Here is a 15,248-nt window from a genome sequence, read left to right as displayed (position 1 = left end):
CCTGCCCTGCCCCGCATCCTCACGATTGCTGGCACCGACCCGACCGGAGGCGCAGGCGTCCAAGCCGATATCAAATCCATCCAGGCCGCCGGCGGCTTTTCCTACAGCGTAGTGACCTCGCTGGTCGCCCAGAACACCACCGGTGTGCAGGAGATTTTCACCCCGCCGATCGACTTTCTGCGCACACAGCTGCGCTCCGTCACCGATGATGTGGCGGTCGACGCGATCAAGATCGGCATGCTCGGCACCACCGAAATCATCGAGGTCGTGCACGAATTCCTCACCACACACGCACGAGAGGCCGCGGTGGTGTTGGATCCGGTGATGGTGGCGTCGTCAAGCGATAGGCTCCTGACGCCCGAGGCGGAAGTCGCGCTGCGCGAGCTCGCCTCGCTTGCCGACATCATCACGCCCAACCTCCCCGAACTCGCCGTCCTCACCGGCGAAGACCCGGCCACCGACTTCGACACCGCGATCGCGCAGGCGCAGGGGCTGGCGAAAAAGCTGGACACAACCGTGATTGTCAAGGGCGGGCACCTCACCGGCCCGCGCGCAGACAACGCCGTGGTGACCGCCGAGCGCGTGCACCACGTGTCGGTAAGCCGCGTGAACACGAAGAACACGCACGGCACGGGCTGCTCTTTTTCCTCGGCGCTGGCGACGCGCCTGGGCGCCGGCTTCGATACGTCGGCGGCGACCGAGTGGGCGTCGCGCTGGCTGTACGAGGCGATTGCGCACGCCGACGCGCTCGCCGTTGGACACGGCCGCGGCCCCGTCGACCACGGGCACGTCGGCCGCCGCATGCAGCGCGCCGCCGACTGCAACCCCGAGCGCTTCCTGCGCATCGACGCCCCACCAACCGCGCCACTCGCCACGCCTGCTGGCCCGTACACCCAGGCGCTGTGGGACGCCTCGGCGCCGTACCTCACCGCGATTATGGAGCTGCCGTTCATCCGCACGCTTGCCGACGGCACCCTCGACCACGCCGACTTCATGTTCTACCTCGAGCAGGACGCCTACTACCTGACCAAGTACGCGCGCTCGCTGCACGCGCTTGGCGGCGCGTGGGCAAAGGATGCGGACGCCGCGATCACCGACGAGCAAGAGATGCAACGCACCTGGCTCGCCGATCTTGGCCGCGAGACGCTGCCGTCGCCGGTCACACGCGCCTACACCGATTTCCTGCTCGCCTCCGCCCTCGGCGAGTCGGCGGCGATCGGGCAGGCGGCGGTGCTGCCCTGCTACTGGCTCTACTACGAGGTCGGCGCGCGCCTCGCGGAGCACAACCACGCCTCGCATCCCTACCACGACTGGCTGGCCACCTACTCGGGCAACGGTTTCTACGAGGCGGTGCGCGGCGCGATCGACCGCTGCGAGGCCACCCTTGAGGCGAACCCCGACGCCCTGGACGCGGCGGTGCGCGCGTGTGCGGTCGCCTCGCGCTACGAGCGCGATTTCTTCGACCAGGCCGACCGCGCGTGGGTGGTGCGCGATGCCTAAGTCGCTCGACCTACGCTGCTATTTCGTCACGGGCCAGCCTACCGCCGATGTCGCGCGCGTCGCCGCCGAAGCCGCGGCCGGCGGGGCGGGCGTGATCCAGGTGCGCAGCAAGCCGATCGCCAAAGCCGACCTCGAGCGTCTCGCGTGCGAGGTCGCCGATGCGGTCGCCGCGGCGAACCCGCGCACGCGCGTGCTTATCGACGACAACGTTCCCCTCGCCGCCCGCCTCATGCGCACCCACCACATCCACGGCGCGCACATCGGCCAGGACGACATGGACCCGCGCGCCGCGCGCGAACTGCTCGGGCCGGACGCGATCCTCGGACTGACCACCGGCACGCTCGCACTGGTGGAGGCGGCGAACGCGTACGCCGACGTGATCGATTACGTCGGCGCGGGCCCCTTCCGCCCGACCCCGACGAAGGACTCCGGCCGCGCCCCACTTGGCCTCGACGGCTACCCGGCGCTGGTCGAGGCCTCGCAGGTACCGGTCGTGGCGATCGGCGACGTACACGCCACGGATGCCGCCGCGCTTGCCGCCACGGGCGTGGCCGGCGTGGCGATCGTCCGCGGTTTCATGCACGCTGAGGACCCGCGCGCGATGGCGGCGGGTATCGTCAAGGATTTCGAGGAAGCGTCGTGAGTAGTTTCGAGCACGTCATCGTCGGCGCCGGCATCATCGGCCTGACCACCGCGTTCGAGCTCACACGCCGCGGGGTGGATCCCGCAGGATCGCGCTGGTGGACCCGGCCCCGGCAAGCGGCGCGACCAACGTGGCCGGCGGCATGCTCGCCCCGGCCGCGGAAGTGCAGTACCGCCAGGAGCCGCTCTATCCGCTGATGTTGGAGTCGGCGGCGCTCTATCCTTCGCTGATCGCAGACCTGCCGGGCATCGAGGTTGGGTACCGCACCGAGTCGACCTTCGTGGTCGCCGCCGACCGCGCCGACGCTACCCACCTGCGCGAGCTCACCGAGCACCAGCACGCCCACGGCATGGACGTCGACCGCCTCACGCTGCGCCAGGCGCGGGCGCAGGAGCCGGGCCTAAGCCCCCAGCTGGCCAGCGTGGTGGAGATCCCCGGCGACCACCAGGTCAACCCGCGCATGTTCGCCGCCGCTCTGCTGCGCGAGCTTGCATCGCGCGGCGTGACGCTGGTTCGCGAGCAGGCCACAGCACTGCGCTGGGAGGGCGAAACCTGCGTGGGCGTCGAAACCAGCACCGGCAGCCTGCGCGGCGACACCATCTACGCGTGCAACGGTCTCGGTGCCAGCGCGCTCGGTCTGCCGCTGAACCTGCGACCGGTGCGCGGCGACATGCTGCGTCTTACCGGCCGCATGCCGGTCGGCCGGGTCGTGCGCGCCTTCGTCGAGGACCGCCCCGTCTACATCATCCCGCGCACCGACGGCACCATCGCCGTGGGCGCAACCAGCCGCGAAGACGCGCGCGTGCGGCCCGCCGTCGATGGCGTGTATACGCTGCTTCGCGACGCCATCCGCGTCGTCCCCGCCATCGAGGACTGCGAGCTGGTTGAGGCGCTCGTCGGCAATCGCCCAGGCACGCCCGACGACCTGCCCTACCTGGGGCTGCGCGGCGAGAACCTGGTGGTCTCCACCGGTTATTTCCGCCACGGCATCCTGCTGGCAGCGCTCGGCGCGCGCGTCGGCGCCGACCTCGGGCTGGACCGCGAAACCACCGTCGATATTTCCGACTGCGACCCCGGCCGCCACGAACTGTAAAGGAGCATCATGCGCATCATCATCAACGAGAAGCCCCATACCTTCGACACCGCGCCGACTGTGCGGTCGCTGGTCGAGGAGGTCGTCGGCCACGCAGAAGGCGTCGCCGTCGCTGTCAATGGCAAGGTTGTGCCCGCAAGTCGCTGGGACAGCTCGCTTGCCGACGCCGACACCGTCGACATCCTCACCGCCGTCCAAGGAGGCTAGACGTGCTGAACATCGCCGACAAGAAATTCGACTCCCACCTGATCATGGGCACCGGCGGGGCGACCAGCCAGCAGTTGCTCGAGGACGCGCTGGTGGCCAGCGGCACGCAGCTGACCACCGTGGCGATGCGTCGGCATGCCGCCCGCACCAATGGCGGCGAGAGCGTCTTCGAGATGCTCACCCGGCTCGGCATCGATCCCCTGCCGAATACTGCGGGCTGCCGCACCGCCCGCGACGCGGTGCTCACCGCGCAACTGGCGCGCGAGGCGCTCGGCACGAACTGGGTCAAGGTGGAGGTCATCGCGGACGAGCACACGCTGCTGCCGGACGTCGTCGAGCTTGTCGACGCCTGCGAGCTCCTCGTCGCCGAAGGCTTCGTCGTGCTTGCCTACACCTCCGACGACCCGGTCGTCGCCGCCCGCCTGGAGCAGGTTGGGGTGCATGCGGTGATGCCGCTCGGCTCTCCGATCGGCACCGGCCTTGGCATTTTGAACCCGCACAACATCGAGCTGATCTGCGCGCGTGCGCAGGTGCCCGTGCTTCTCGACGCCGGCGTCGGCACCGCTTCCGACGCCACCTTGGCCATGGAACTCGGCTGCGACGGCGTGCTGCTCGCCAGCGCGGTCAACCGTTGCCAGGACCCGGTCGCGATGGCGCGTGCGATGCGACACGCGGTCGAGGCTGGCCGGCTCGCGCGGGATGCGGGTCGGATTCCGCGGCGGACGCATGCGGAAGGGGCGTTGGCGTCGTCAAGCTTTGATGGCCTAGCGAGCTGGGCGGATGAGGTCCTATGAGCCTGCCTCACGCTGAGCTGCGGCGCACCGCGCGCCAAACGCTGCTGCCCGGCTTCGGGCTAGCGGGCCAAGAGGCGCTGAACCGCGCGCGGGTGCTTGTCATCGGCGCGGGCGGGCTCGGCTGCCCGGTGATGCAGGCGCTGGCGGCCACAGGTGTCGGCACGATCACGGTGATTGATGATGACGTGGTGGATGACACCAACATCCACCGCCAGATTCTGTTTAGCGCCTCCGACGTGGGCCTGCCCAAGGTGGAGGTGGCAGCCGAGCAGCTGCGCCGACACCGCGCAGACGCCACGATCGTGCCGCTGCGCAAGCGCCTCGACACCTCCAACGCACCTGGGCTGTTCCGCGAGCACGACCTGGTCATCGACGGCTCCGATACCTTCACCACGAAATTCCTCGTCGGCGACGCCGCAGAACTCACCGGCACGCCCCTGGTGTGGGGCTCGGTGCTGCGCTTCCACGGCGAGCTCGCGCTGTGGTACTCCGGACCGGATGCACGCGGGGTCGGGCTACGCGACCTCTACCCCACCCACCCGGCACCCGAGGACACTCCGGACTGCGCCACCGCCGGCGTGCTCGGGGTGACGACCTCGGTCGTCGGCGGGCTGATGGCCACGGAGGCCGTGAAATACCTCGCGGGCATGGACGCCGAGGTCGGTGTGCTCCATGTCTACGAGGCGCTCGCCGGGACGCTCCGGCGCTTCGAGGTCGCTGCCGACCCGCAGCGCGAGCTGGTCACCGAACTCGTCGCCGAAGCTGCCCCGTGTATGCTGCCGCCAGACGGCGAGAAAACGCGCCTACTCGCGCAGGTCGCGGATGGTCACGCCACAGCGCTGGACGTGCGCGAACTCGGTGAAAAAGCGATCAAGGACCTGCCGCACGCGTCCTTCCACCTGCCGGCCTCGGTGTGGCGCGAAGACCCGGACGCCGCGCTTACGCTCCTCGACGAGCTGCGTGGCGCGGGCGAGGTCGTGGTCTACTGCGCCTCCGGCAAGCGCTCGGCCGATTTCGTTGCGCGCTTCGGCGAGGCTGCCGCCGCGCGCGGCCTCACTCTGCACAGTTTGCCGGGCGGGGTCTAGCGACCCCTAACGACGCTGCGCCGCTGCGATCTCGGAAGTGTTCTGCGCCGTCTTGATCGCCGAGACCATGAATTCGAGGGTGACGCGCGCGCTGATCAATGAGAACAGCGCGAAAAGCGTACCGAAGAGAAGGAAGCCGATCAGCATGAGCAGGCCGGTGCCAAAACCAACACTGAACGTAGCCAGCGACACCAAAAGGCCGAAGACCCCAGCACAGTCCGATGAAGACTGCGGAGATCAGGTAGATCACGCGGGCGAACTTCAGGGTGATGTACTGGGAGAAGGAGAAGTCGAAAAGCGCGGAGAAGAAGCCGTCGGCGGTCTGCTTGCTTTGCGCGGCGTTGAAGTTGGCGGTCATGGGTGTTCCCTTTCAGTCGTATTACAGGTGCACTACGAACTTATACCCGGGTTAACGCGCTCCCGCTTCGTTTATCCAGGTTGGTTACTCAGTCAGCAGGCTTTCGCCTCTGGCTTCCAGGAGTTGTTCCATCTCGTGCATCTCAGCGGTTTGCACGTCGACCATTTGTTGAGCCAGTTCCACGAGAGGCTGGTAGCCGCCGTTGTCGATTTGGTCTTGGGTCATGGCAACGGCACCCGCGTGATGGAAGTGCATGAGCTGGAGGAACCGGGTGTCTGCTTCCTCGCCCGAAAGTGATTTCAGCTGGTCCATCTGTTCTGGAGTGATCATGCCATTGGCAATGTGTGGGGCGTGATGTGCCATCAAGTCACCCTGGTCCCATTGTTCAGCCCAGTCGACCATGGTGTCGATTTCTTCTTGTTGCCCGATTTTAATCCGTTCGGCCAAGTCCGCGGTGGCTTCGCTGATGCCATCGGCGGCCAGGATGATCTCGCTCATGTCCACGGCTTGCTGGTGATGCGGTGTCATCATCGCGAGAAAATGCAAATCGACCCCATTGACTTCTGCGGGTTGGTTGGCCCCGGCAATCACTGCGGCACCGTCCTTGTCGGTCTGGGGCGCGTCTGTGGCGTCTTGGCCATCTCCGGCGCATGAAGCCACGCTGGCCCCCAGTACTGCAACGGTGATCAAGCCGGTGATGCGGCGATGTAAGTGTGTCATGAATGGAGCCTTCCTAGGACTGAAGCACATGGCACCAAAAGTAGCACCATCGGATGTACTCTAGCGCATTTTGTGCATAAGGCGTCGCCACACAACCCGCGCCGCGGAGTGCGGCAACGCAACGAGCTCGCGCGCGTAGTTCTTCGGCCGGGAGCGGCGCGGGGTGCGCGCAGGCACCATCTCCACTGGAATCCCCAGGTGCCAGGCCCACACGCGCGTGCGGCGCACGTGGAAGTTGCTGGTCACCACGATCAGCCGCGGCGCGTGCGGGAACAACGCGCGGGTACGCTCGAGGTTTTCGTTCGTCGACGACGCATGGGGCTCCTGAATGATCAGTTCACGGGGCACGCCGCGCTCGACAAGCCAGCGAGCCATCACGGCCGCCTCCCCGCGGCCGGTGACCACGATGGCGCGCCGCACGCCAGCGTGCGCGTCCGTCCGCCAGCGGAGCAGTGCGCTGCAGAGCCGGGCGTGCAGCATGCGCGACGGGTGGCCGTCGACAATTCGCGCACCCAGCACCACGATGGGACTGCTACTCACCCAGCAACCGGCTGCGCAGCGCGGCATCCTTACGCTCAACTTCGGCCGCCATGTCGGCCTGGTACTTCGCCATCTTGTCCACTAGTTCCGGATCCCCGGCACCGAGCATCCGAACAGCAAGCAGGCCCGCGTTCTTCGCGCCGCCGATAGACACCGTCGCGACTGGAACACCCCCTGGCATCTGCACGATGGAAAGCAGAGAATCCAGCCCGTCAAGGTCCTTCAATGCGCGAGGGATACCGATGACTGGCAGTGGCGTTGCCGCGGCAACCATCCCCGGCAGGTGGGCTGCCCCACCGGCGCACGCAATGATGACCTGGATGCCACGTTCATGTGCTTGCTTCGCATAGGCAAGCATCTTCTCAGGGGTGCGGTGCGCGGAGACCACCCCGACCTCAAACGGCACCCCGAACTCCGCAAGTACCTCTGCGGCAGGCGCAACCGTGTCCCAGTCCGAATCCGAGCCCATGATGAGGCCAACGCGTGCGTTCATGAAGAAACTCTCCTCCTGTTAGTACCAGTTCGCGTGAACAATAAAGTGCGCGGCGTGCTGCGCAATTGCCAAGGTGGACGTGGCGTCGTAGCCGGTGACGTTGACGTGTCCCATCTTGCGCCCAGGGCGCCAGCTCTTGCCGTACAGGTGCACCTTGGCCTCCGGGTAGCGGCGCATCACCTCGATGACGCGCTGCTCCATCGGCATCTGCGGATCCTCCTCCGCACCGAGAGTGTTCACCATCACCGTGACCGGCTCGAGCGTGTCCACGGACCCGAGCGGCCAGTTCAGGACCGCGCGCAGGTGCTGCTCAAACTGGGAGGTCACGCAGCCGTCCTGCGTCCAGTGCCCCGTGTTGTGCGGGCGCATCGCAAGCTCGTTGACCAGAATTTTCGACGCCCCGTCCTCCCCGATGCACTCGAAGAGCTCAACGGCGAGCACGCCCGTAACGTCAAGCTTGGTCGCAATATTGGTGGCAAGATCACGGCACTGTTTCGCCACATCAGCCGGCAGTTCTGGCGCTGGAGCAATCGCGATATGGCAGACGCCGTCCGCCTGCCGTGACTCGACGACGGGCCACGCCTTGACCTCGCCGTCCCGGTTGCGCGCCACCATCGCGGAAAGTTCGCGGGCGAAGTTCACCTTTTCTTCCGCGTAGAGCACAACGCCCTTCTCAAGCAGATCGGTGACCAGCTGCTCGCACTCTTGCAGGGTCTCTGGGAACCAGACGCCGTGCCCGTCGTAGCCTCCGCGCGTCGCCTTGACGCACACGCGGCCGTCGACAAGCTTCCAGAACTCGCGGGCGTCCTCCACGGAGTCAAACTTCGCAAACGGCGGCACCGGTGCCCCCAGCTCCTTGAGCTTGGTGCGCTGCTCAAGCTTGTCCTGGGCGTAAATCAGCGCCTGGGGGCGCGGCTCCACGTTGTAACCTTCGTCCAGCAGGCGCTGCAGGAACTCGTTTGGGACGTGTTCGTGGTCGAACGTAATCGCCGAGGCACCCTGAATGGTCGCGTGCAGGTCGTCGAAGTTGGTGTAGTCACCAAGCTGGACGTCACCAAACACCTGGGCGGCCGAGGCGTCCGGGGCGCCTGCAAGCACCCTGGGCTGCAGTCCAAGTTCGATGGCTTCCGTGTGCATCATTCTGGCAAGCTGACCGTCACCGATAACGGCAACTCTGGGCATTCCTTGAGCGTCTCTCACAACGAACTACCTTAGCCTTATGGGCGCTACGATGTGGGCATGACTGAAACGAATCCCGCGATTGTTCGCCACACCATCTTCCAGAACTCACTGATGACCGCGCTTCTCGACGGCATCTACGAAGGCGAACTGACCATCGGAGACATCCTCGGCAAAGGGAACTTCGGCCTTGGCACCTTCGACGGGCTCGACGGAGAGATGATCATTCTCAACGGCGTCTGCTACCAGCTCACCAGCGACGGCAAAGCGCGCGTCGCCAGCCTTGACCAACGCACGCCGTTTACCGTCGTGACGAACTTTGTGCCGCGCATCCGCGTCGACGCGCCGAAAGGCATGCGCCGCGCGGAACTTGCCGAGTTCATCGACGCGCTCGAGCCGAGCCACAACTTCTTCTACGCCGTCAGAATCACCGGCACCTTCGACGAGGTGGTCACCCGCACCGTGACCAAGCAGGAGAAACCGTACCGCCCCATGACGGAGGCCATCGGCGATGACACCGAGCACCACTTCACCGACGTACACGGCATCATCGGCGGCTTCCGCACGCCCGCCTATGCCAAAGGCATCGGGGTGCCCGGCTGCCACGTCCACTTCATTGACGACGCCCGCACAGCCGGCGGCCACGTGCTCGACTACACCATTAACGACGCCATCATCGAGCTGTGCCCCGCCACCGACATGGATCTGCACCTGCCGATCACGGCAGACTTCCAGGCAGGCAGTCTCAGCCCGAGCGACCTGGATAGCCAGCTGCACACAACGGAAATTAAGGAGTAGTTAGCGGCGGCGCAGGCTCTCGTCCAGCGCACGCTCCACCGCACGCGCCTTGCCTACCTGCGGGAAGAACACCGGCTGGTCGAACCCCCACAGGGCGATGGACAGCCCGCCGCGCTGGCGTCGAAAAGAATGAATCTGACGCAGCGGAATGGAATCGACCGCACCGCGCGCCGAGCGGGCGAGGATGCGGCGGTCGGTGAGCAGGAAACGCTGGCGGCGGTGGCGAACCACCGGCAACACGAAGCGCCACACCGACAGCAGCGCCCACACCGCAACCACGATGTTGTGCGCCTGGGGGTTCACAAACGGGGTGACGTCCATCCAGCCGATGGCAATCCAGGCGATCCCGGTGATCACGATGAGCTCGAGCAACGGGAAAATGAGGCTCGTTAACGGCGGGTTCGTGTCGGCGAGGACGGTCTCGCCCTCTGCCAGCTGAAACTTCACCCGCGACTGTTGCACGGCACAGATCCTACTGTTTCGGCCGGAGGTGGTGCACATCTCCGACGCTGTACGTCGTGCCGTCGATGATCACTTCGCCCTCGTCGTTGACGCCATCGACGGTGCCGACCACCTCGCCGTTGTGCAGCTCAATGCGCACGTGCTGCCCAATCGTGCTGCACACCTTGCGGTAGTCGGCGAGCAGCTGCGGGTCACGCTGTTGCCACTGCGCGAAACGCTCACCCATCGCGCACAGTACCTGCGTGGTGAAGTCCACGAAGTCGACGTCGATGCCCTCAAGGTTCAGCGCCGTTGCGGTGGGAATGGGCAACTGCTCACGCTCAAAGTTGAGGTTGATGCCGATGCCGACCACTACGCGCCCGTCCGCAAGCCCGGAGAGAATCCCCGCGAGCTTCTTCCCGCCGATCTGCACGTCGTTCGGCCACTTGAGCTGGGCCTGCGGCACGACGTCGGTCACCGCGACACCGGGCGCGATCGACAGCAGCCCGAACGGTGGCGGGTTGTCGTCGATGGGCAGCACCATGCTCATCGCCAGCTGCGCATCCTTCGGGCTGACCCACTTGCGGCCAAGTCGCCCGCGCAACGCCGTCTGCTCCCCCGCGATGAGCACGGTGCCGGGTTCGCCTTTGTTGAGGAGATCGTCGTTCGTCGACCCGGTGGTTTCCACCCAGCGCACCACCGGCCAATACTTTTCGACGCCCCGCTGGAGCCTGCTCAGTTCTTCAGCATTCATGTTGACCTAATCTAGCGCTACTGTTAGACACATGACGATTCAACGTTTCCTCCGCAAGGCCCTCATCCCGACGTTCGGGGTGGCCGGCATCCTGCACTTCATCAAACCAGAACCTTTCGACTCCATCGTTCCCGAGGCCCTCCCAGGTGAGGCCCGGACGTATACCTACACGTCCGGCGCCGCGGAGTTGGCAGCTGCTGTGCTGCTGGCCGCGCCCAAGCTTGGCCCGGCTTCGCACGCCGGGCATCAGAAACGTGCGCCGAAGCTGCGCAAACTCGGTGGTGGCTTCGCAGCAGCGCTCTTGCTGGCCGTGTGGCCTGCGAACTTCGAGATGGCCCGCCAGTGGCGCAACAAGCCGTGGCAAAAGCAGGTGATCAGCATCGGTCGACTTCCGCTGCAGCTGCCGCTGATCTCAGCTGCGTGGAGCATTTTCAAGGACCCGAGCATGCGCTAAGCGCGTTGCCCGTGCCGTGTTAGCGTCCTGGCACCTGAAACATAAGGGCCCCGCCGCGCGATTTATAATGTGGTTTTCTTTCCGTGCTAGTTAGACTGAGGCGATATGGGCGATAAATCTTCTTCCAAACCTGACATGTCGACGACAGCGGGCCGCATCCAAGATCTGCGCAACCGGCTCGATGAGGCCCGCGCGCCGCTTGGACAGGATGCGATCGACGCGGTCCACGAAGCGGGAGACCTGACCGCGCGGGAGCGCGTCGAGCGTTTGCTGGACGCGGGCTCCTTCGTGGAGGTCGACGCGCTTGCGCGCCACCGTGTCGAGGCGTACAAGATGGACCGCACCAAGCCGTCGACAGACGGTGTCGTGGCGGGGTACGGCCTGATCGACGGACGTCGCGTGTGCGTGTTCTCCCAGGACTCAAGCATTTTCGACGGCGGCATCGGCGAGGTGTACGCCGAGAAGATCCTCAAAGTCTACGAGCTGGCCGCAAAGACTGGCGTGCCGGTAATCGGGTTCTACGACTCGCTCGGCCCGCGCTGGCAGGAGGGCGTCGTCACGGCTCACATGCAGGCGAAGATCCTGCGTGCTGCGACGCAGGCTTCTGGCCTGTTGCCGCAAATCGCCGTGGTTGCCGGCGAGGTTGCCACGCTTGCTGCCACCACTGTCCCGCTGGCTGACATGCGCATCATGGTTGATGGCGCAAGCCTTCACCTGGCCGCAACCGACGTCGCCTCCAAGGTCGCTGGTAGCGAGGTGACCGCGGAGCAGCTCGGCGGCGCGGACGTCCACGCGGCCACCACTGGTGTTGCAAACATTCGCGTCAGCACCGACGAGCAGGCTGTCGACGAGGTGCGCAAGCTCATGAGCTACCTGCCGCTGAACAACCGCGCGGCTGCTCCCGTGGCTGACGCCGCCGAGGGCGCTGACGCCAGCGTGCTTGACTCCCTGGTTCCCGACGAGGACGCCCAGCCATACGACATCACCACCGTCATCGAGACGATCACCGACGGCGACTTCTACGAGCTCGGCGGCGCCCACGCCGGCAACGTCGTCACCGGGTTTGCGCACATCGATGGTCGGGCGCTCGGCATCGTAGCCACGCAGCCAAGTGTGCTCGCTGGCTGCCTGAGCGCCGACGCTGCCCGAAAGGCCGCGCGCTTCATCCGCACCTGCGACGCGTTCAACCTGCCGCTGCTGCACATCGTGGACTGCCCAGGCTTCGTCCCGACCGTCGAGGAGGAGCAGGCAGGCGCCCTGTCCGCTGCGTCCACGCTGGCGTACGCCTTCGCTGAGGCCCAGGTGGGCACCATTACTGTGATCACGCGCAAGGCGCTCGGCACCGCCTACTCGGTGCTCGGCTCGAAGGGGCTGGGCGCTGACTTGGTCTTCGCGTGGCCGACCGCGCAGATCGCGCTGGCTGACGCACCGACGGCTGCTGAGGCGTTGGGCGTCGATACGCAGGCGTACGAGGAAGAAAACCTCAACCCCTACGTCGCTACCGAGCGCGGCCTTGTCGACGCCGTCATCGCACCTAGCGACACCCGCGCCCAGGTCGTGGAGGGCCTGCGCCTGCTGGAGCGCAAGGTTGTCTATCCGCCGCAGAAGAAGCACGGCAACCTGCCGCTGTAACCACGAAAGGAACGTATGTCTTCCCTCCCCTTCGACGTTGTGAAAGGCAACCCCTCCCCCGAGGAGGTCGAGGCGCTACGCCTCGTGCTGGAGCAACTGCAGCAGCAGGCCCAGGCCGCGAAGCGCGGGCAGCGCAACCTGTGGGGCGTAGCGCCTTCGCCGGTGCATGCGCCGACGCTGTTTAACCCGCTCGCGTTCTCCCCTTCGACGTACTCCTAAGCCATGCGGATTGTTCTCGCCTCGCAGTCGCCGTCGCGCCGAATGCTGCTCGAGCAGGGTGGCGTCAAGCCTGTGCTTCGGCCCGCCAACATCGACGAGGATGCGGTGATCGCCTCGCTTGCCGACGCCCCACCAGCGCACACCGTCGCCGCCCTCGCCCGCGCGAAGGCCGAGACCGTCGCCGGCGAGTTCCCGGATGACGTCGTGGTCGGCTGCGATTCCATGCTGCTCCTGGACGGCCAACTGCTCGGCAAGCCGCACACCGTTGAGGCCACGATCGAGCGGTGGCGAGCACAGCGCGGCAAGACCGCAGAGCTGCTCACCGGCCACGCCGTCGCCTACAACGGCGAGTGGGTCACGGACACCGTGCGCACCACCATCCGCTTCGGCGAGGCGAGCGACGCCGACATCGTGGCCTACGCCAGCTCCGGTCAGCCTTTGCAGTGCGCGGGCGCGTTCACGCTAGAGGCACTCGGCTCCTGGTTTATTGACTCCATTGACGGCGACCCGACCAGCGTCATCGGCCTGTCCATGCCGCTGCTGCGGCGCTGCCTCTATCACTTCGGACTGGACGCGTCGGAGTTCTGGGTATCCTAGTCGGCATGAAGTTCAACGACATGCTTGCCCCTGATCCGATCCACCTCCCAGAAGACCCAGCCACCGGCTGCGACCTGCTTGCCGACGCCACCGCCGTCGCGCACCCCGATTCCCCCGCCGTGTGGGCCGCCCGCGCCGAGCGCGAGCTGGCAGACGGCGACACGATTGTCGCCTACGCGTACGCCCGCACCGGATACCACCGCTCACTCGACCGGTTGCGCGCCAACGGCTGGAAGGGCTGGGGCCCGGTTCCGGCCTCACACGAGGCGAACGTGCCGGTGCTCAAGGCTATCGCGATGCTCGCCCTGACCTCCAAGGCGATCGGCGACGACGCCGAGTACGACCGCTGCCGCCAAATGCTTTCCGACGCCGACCCGGACAGCGTCGCTACGCTCCTCTAAACCCCGGTCGGCGCCATGGCGCCTATGGCTAAACGCGACTAGGCGAACTTCGCCTCGACGCGCTTGATTGCCTCCTGCGCAACGAGCTCCTGAATACCCATGTCGAGCTCGGAAGTGAAGCCGACGCAGGAGCAGTTGATCTCGCCGAGCACGTAGGTGTCCTCGCCGTTCTCGCCGTCGGCCAGCATGAAGTCCGCGGTCCAGACGAGCGGGATGTTGTCGCCGCCGAGGTTCTCGGCGATGACCGGGCGGGCCTCAGCGAACATGTCAATGAGTTCTTGCCATGCCTCTGGCTTGTCGTAGGTGTACGTCGCGCCGGAGAACAGGGTCGCGGAGAAGTTATCGCCGCCCTCTGCCGGCTTCTTGTGCACAACGAACACCGGGTGCGGGCCGACGAGCAGAATGCGGATCTCGCCCTCGACGATGCGTGGCATGAAGCGCATGTCCACCAGCATGCCGTTGTCTCCAACGATGTACTGGTTGCAGAAGGTCATGAACTCGCCGAGCTCACGCGTCTCGGTGTGGTTGTCGACGGCCTCGGTGCAGCGGATCTTGGTGTCCAGCGGCAGCGCGGTGCCTGGCTCGACGGAGACCGCGAGGTCCTCGTCAGCGATACGGACGCGCCAGATGCCTTCACCAGTTGAGCCACGGTTCTGCTTCAGCACGCGCTCGCCGTAGGACAGGGACGTCGGGAAGGTCTCGTGGAACGTCTCGACGTCGTAGTACGCGGCGGTGTCGGACGGGACGAGGTCGGTGTCCTTCAGCTTCACCAGGGCGTCCTTCGCGCCGTAGGCCATCATCTCGCCCGGCGTGGACATGCCGACCAGGCCCGCAACCGAAAGGCTGGTGAGCAGGTCGAAGTAGCCCTTCTCACCGCCAGGGATGTTGCCTGGGTTGACACGGGAGATGTAACCGTCGAAGTTCTCGGAGACGTAGGTGTAAATCGCGTCTTTCCACTCAGGGCGGTAGAAGACAACTTCGGCGTGCCATCCCATAGCCTTGATCGCGTTGACGATCGGCATGGTGTCTTTCCGGTGTCCGTCGAAATACTTATCCGAGCCGCCCTCGACCTCGAATACGACGATAGCTTTATGCATGGGGCACCTTTCTAGTCATTGTCCCACCTTGTGGGTGGAAACGGGTGTCTGTATGTTCCAATTAGTAACTTTATTTGGCAGGATGAATTTTTCCGCACTCGCCTGGGAAAACGTGCCCAAGTTCACACCGCGTATAACCCCCGTGAATACACCCTGCGCACGCGAGTGACACCGCGCACACTGGACCCGTTTTTGCGGAATTTTGCGTCACCTATTTTCCTTGACATGTAGGGTGAGGGGCAG

The 15,248-nt window shown here is 65.7% G+C and carries 18 protein-coding genes and 2 pseudogenes; 12 read left to right on the top strand and 8 right to left on the bottom strand.

The window, feature by feature from the left end; translation table 11 throughout:
- Positions 1-3: 3 nt before the first annotated feature.
- The 6 genes and pseudogenes from R0V12_RS08870 to R0V12_RS08845 form a co-directional block, all read left to right on the top strand.
- A pseudogene (locus R0V12_RS08870) lies at positions 4-1,500 on the top strand (bifunctional hydroxymethylpyrimidine kinase/phosphomethylpyrimidine kinase); the annotation flags it as partial.
- Complete coding sequence (locus R0V12_RS08865) at positions 1,493-2,143, top strand: thiamine phosphate synthase (protein WP_070362964.1); 651 nt, start codon at positions 1,493-1,495, stop codon at positions 2,141-2,143. The pseudogene R0V12_RS08870 and the gene R0V12_RS08865, both read left to right, overlap by 8 nt.
- A pseudogene (gene thiO / locus R0V12_RS08860) lies at positions 2,140-3,236 on the top strand (glycine oxidase ThiO). The gene R0V12_RS08865 and the pseudogene thiO overlap by 4 nt, the downstream one beginning before the upstream one ends.
- Positions 3,237-3,245: 9 nt before the next feature.
- A complete protein-coding gene (gene thiS, locus R0V12_RS08855) occupies positions 3,246-3,443 on the top strand; it encodes a sulfur carrier protein ThiS (protein WP_070362966.1) in 198 nt (65 codons plus the stop codon).
- A 2-nt stretch (positions 3,444-3,445) separates the two neighbouring features.
- Positions 3,446-4,237: a thiazole synthase gene (locus R0V12_RS08850; protein WP_070362967.1), complete on the top strand. Its 792-nt coding sequence runs from the start codon at positions 3,446-3,448 to the stop codon at positions 4,235-4,237.
- Entirely contained in the window at positions 4,234-5,322 is a 1,089-nt protein-coding gene (locus tag R0V12_RS08845) for a ThiF family adenylyltransferase (protein WP_320072487.1), read from the top strand. The genes R0V12_RS08850 and R0V12_RS08845 overlap by 4 nt, the downstream gene beginning before the upstream one ends.
- A 6-nt stretch (positions 5,323-5,328) precedes the next feature.
- On the opposite strand, the gene R0V12_RS08840 is transcribed toward R0V12_RS08845, so the two are convergent.
- The 5 genes from R0V12_RS08840 to R0V12_RS08820 form a co-directional block, all read right to left on the bottom strand.
- A complete protein-coding gene (locus R0V12_RS08840; protein WP_240492828.1) occupies positions 5,329-5,514 on the bottom strand; it encodes a DUF4282 domain-containing protein in 186 nt (61 codons plus the stop codon).
- Positions 5,515-5,764: 250 nt separating this feature from the next.
- Positions 5,765-6,400: a DUF305 domain-containing protein gene (locus R0V12_RS08835; protein ID WP_070477692.1), complete on the bottom strand. Its 636-nt coding sequence runs from the start codon at positions 6,398-6,400 to the stop codon at positions 5,765-5,767.
- Positions 6,401-6,460: 60 nt separating this feature from the next.
- Positions 6,461-6,940, bottom strand: a complete 480-nt coding sequence (locus tag R0V12_RS08830; RefSeq protein ID WP_071572702.1) for a YdcF family protein — start codon at positions 6,938-6,940, stop codon at positions 6,461-6,463.
- Entirely contained in the window at positions 6,933-7,433 is a 501-nt protein-coding gene (gene purE / locus R0V12_RS08825; protein ID WP_070362972.1) for a 5-(carboxyamino)imidazole ribonucleotide mutase, read from the bottom strand. The genes R0V12_RS08830 and purE overlap by 8 nt, the downstream gene beginning before the upstream one ends.
- An 18-nt stretch (positions 7,434-7,451) precedes the next feature.
- Positions 7,452-8,615 (bottom strand): 5-(carboxyamino)imidazole ribonucleotide synthase, encoded by a 1,164-nt coding sequence (locus tag R0V12_RS08820; protein ID WP_256041924.1) that lies wholly within the window; start codon positions 8,613-8,615, stop codon positions 7,452-7,454.
- A 57-nt stretch (positions 8,616-8,672) separates the two neighbouring features.
- On the opposite strand from R0V12_RS08820, the gene budA reads away from it, so the two are divergent.
- Positions 8,673-9,410 carry an acetolactate decarboxylase gene (gene budA / locus R0V12_RS08815; RefSeq protein WP_320072486.1) on the top strand — a complete coding sequence of 246 codons (738 nt, stop codon included), beginning with the start codon at positions 8,673-8,675 and terminating at the stop codon, positions 9,408-9,410.
- Here budA and R0V12_RS08810 read toward each other — a convergent pair whose 3' ends face one another.
- Both R0V12_RS08810 and R0V12_RS08805 read right to left on the bottom strand, forming a co-directional pair.
- Positions 9,411-9,872, bottom strand: a complete 462-nt coding sequence (locus R0V12_RS08810; RefSeq protein ID WP_246814899.1) for a hypothetical protein — start codon at positions 9,870-9,872, stop codon at positions 9,411-9,413.
- A 10-nt stretch (positions 9,873-9,882) separates the two neighbouring features.
- Positions 9,883-10,605, bottom strand: a complete 723-nt coding sequence (locus tag R0V12_RS08805) for a biotin--[acetyl-CoA-carboxylase] ligase (protein WP_320072485.1) — start codon at positions 10,603-10,605, stop codon at positions 9,883-9,885.
- A gap of 31 nt (positions 10,606-10,636) precedes the next feature.
- On the opposite strand from R0V12_RS08805, the gene R0V12_RS08800 reads away from it, so the two are divergent.
- The 5 genes from R0V12_RS08800 (at position 10,637) to R0V12_RS08780 (ending at position 13,908) form a co-directional block, all read left to right on the top strand.
- Positions 10,637-11,059 (top strand): DoxX family protein, encoded by a 423-nt coding sequence (locus tag R0V12_RS08800; protein ID WP_070477684.1) that lies wholly within the window; start codon positions 10,637-10,639, stop codon positions 11,057-11,059.
- Between the two features lie 105 nt (positions 11,060-11,164).
- Complete coding sequence (locus R0V12_RS08795) at positions 11,165-12,691, top strand: acyl-CoA carboxylase subunit beta (RefSeq protein ID WP_320072484.1); 1,527 nt, start codon at positions 11,165-11,167, stop codon at positions 12,689-12,691.
- Between the two features lie 15 nt (positions 12,692-12,706).
- Positions 12,707-12,910 (top strand): acyl-CoA carboxylase subunit epsilon, encoded by a 204-nt coding sequence (locus R0V12_RS08790; RefSeq protein ID WP_070362979.1) that lies wholly within the window; start codon positions 12,707-12,709, stop codon positions 12,908-12,910.
- A gap of 3 nt (positions 12,911-12,913) precedes the next feature.
- Positions 12,914-13,507, top strand: a complete 594-nt coding sequence (locus R0V12_RS08785; RefSeq protein WP_284817647.1) for a Maf family protein — start codon at positions 12,914-12,916, stop codon at positions 13,505-13,507.
- 5 nt (positions 13,508-13,512) lie between these two features.
- Positions 13,513-13,908, top strand: coding sequence for a DUF3151 domain-containing protein (locus R0V12_RS08780; protein WP_070477678.1), 396 nt, complete (start codon positions 13,513-13,515; stop codon positions 13,906-13,908).
- Positions 13,909-13,946: 38 nt separating this feature from the next.
- Here the strand turns inward: R0V12_RS08780 and R0V12_RS08775 are convergent, their stop codons facing one another.
- Entirely contained in the window at positions 13,947-15,005 is a 1,059-nt protein-coding gene (locus R0V12_RS08775; RefSeq protein ID WP_070477676.1) for a Cj0069 family protein, read from the bottom strand.
- Positions 15,006-15,248 lie beyond the last annotated feature (243 nt).

Origin of the sequence: Corynebacterium sp. UMB2355A (genome assembly GCF_033877495.1) — a bacterium.
GTDB classification, from domain to species: domain Bacteria; phylum Actinomycetota; class Actinomycetes; order Mycobacteriales; family Mycobacteriaceae; genus Corynebacterium; species Corynebacterium pseudogenitalium.
The sequence above is the reverse complement of the archived record's forward strand: the minus strand, read 5'-3'. Positions and strand labels throughout refer to the sequence as shown.

Bases quoted from the DNA above. Each gene is read 5' to 3' on its own strand.
- budA (WP_320072486.1), top strand. From the start codon at position 8,673: ATGACTGAAACGAATCCCGCGATTGTTCGCCACACCATCTTCCAGAAC.
- R0V12_RS08785 (WP_284817647.1), top strand. From the start codon at position 12,914: ATGCGGATTGTTCTCGCCTCGCAGTCGCCGTCGCGCCGAATGCTGCTC.
- thiS (WP_070362966.1), top strand. From the start codon at position 3,246: ATGCGCATCATCATCAACGAGAAGCCCCATACCTTCGACACCGCGCCG.
- R0V12_RS08805 (WP_320072485.1), bottom strand. From the start codon at position 10,605: ATGAATGCTGAAGAACTGAGCAGGCTCCAGCGGGGCGTCGAAAAGTAT.
- R0V12_RS08865 (WP_070362964.1), top strand. From the start codon at position 1,493: ATGCCTAAGTCGCTCGACCTACGCTGCTATTTCGTCACGGGCCAGCCT.
- R0V12_RS08845 (WP_320072487.1), top strand. From the start codon at position 4,234: ATGAGCCTGCCTCACGCTGAGCTGCGGCGCACCGCGCGCCAAACGCTG.
- R0V12_RS08790 (WP_070362979.1), top strand. From the start codon at position 12,707: ATGTCTTCCCTCCCCTTCGACGTTGTGAAAGGCAACCCCTCCCCCGAG.
- R0V12_RS08820 (WP_256041924.1), bottom strand. From the start codon at position 8,615: ATGCCCAGAGTTGCCGTTATCGGTGACGGTCAGCTTGCCAGAATGATG.
- purE (WP_070362972.1), bottom strand. From the start codon at position 7,433: ATGAACGCACGCGTTGGCCTCATCATGGGCTCGGATTCGGACTGGGAC.
- R0V12_RS08795 (WP_320072484.1), top strand. From the start codon at position 11,165: ATGGGCGATAAATCTTCTTCCAAACCTGACATGTCGACGACAGCGGGC.
- R0V12_RS08835 (WP_070477692.1), bottom strand. From the start codon at position 6,400: ATGACACACTTACATCGCCGCATCACCGGCTTGATCACCGTTGCAGTA.
- R0V12_RS08800 (WP_070477684.1), top strand. From the start codon at position 10,637: ATGACGATTCAACGTTTCCTCCGCAAGGCCCTCATCCCGACGTTCGGG.
- R0V12_RS08780 (WP_070477678.1), top strand. From the start codon at position 13,513: ATGAAGTTCAACGACATGCTTGCCCCTGATCCGATCCACCTCCCAGAA.
- R0V12_RS08775 (WP_070477676.1), bottom strand. From the start codon at position 15,005: ATGCATAAAGCTATCGTCGTATTCGAGGTCGAGGGCGGCTCGGATAAG.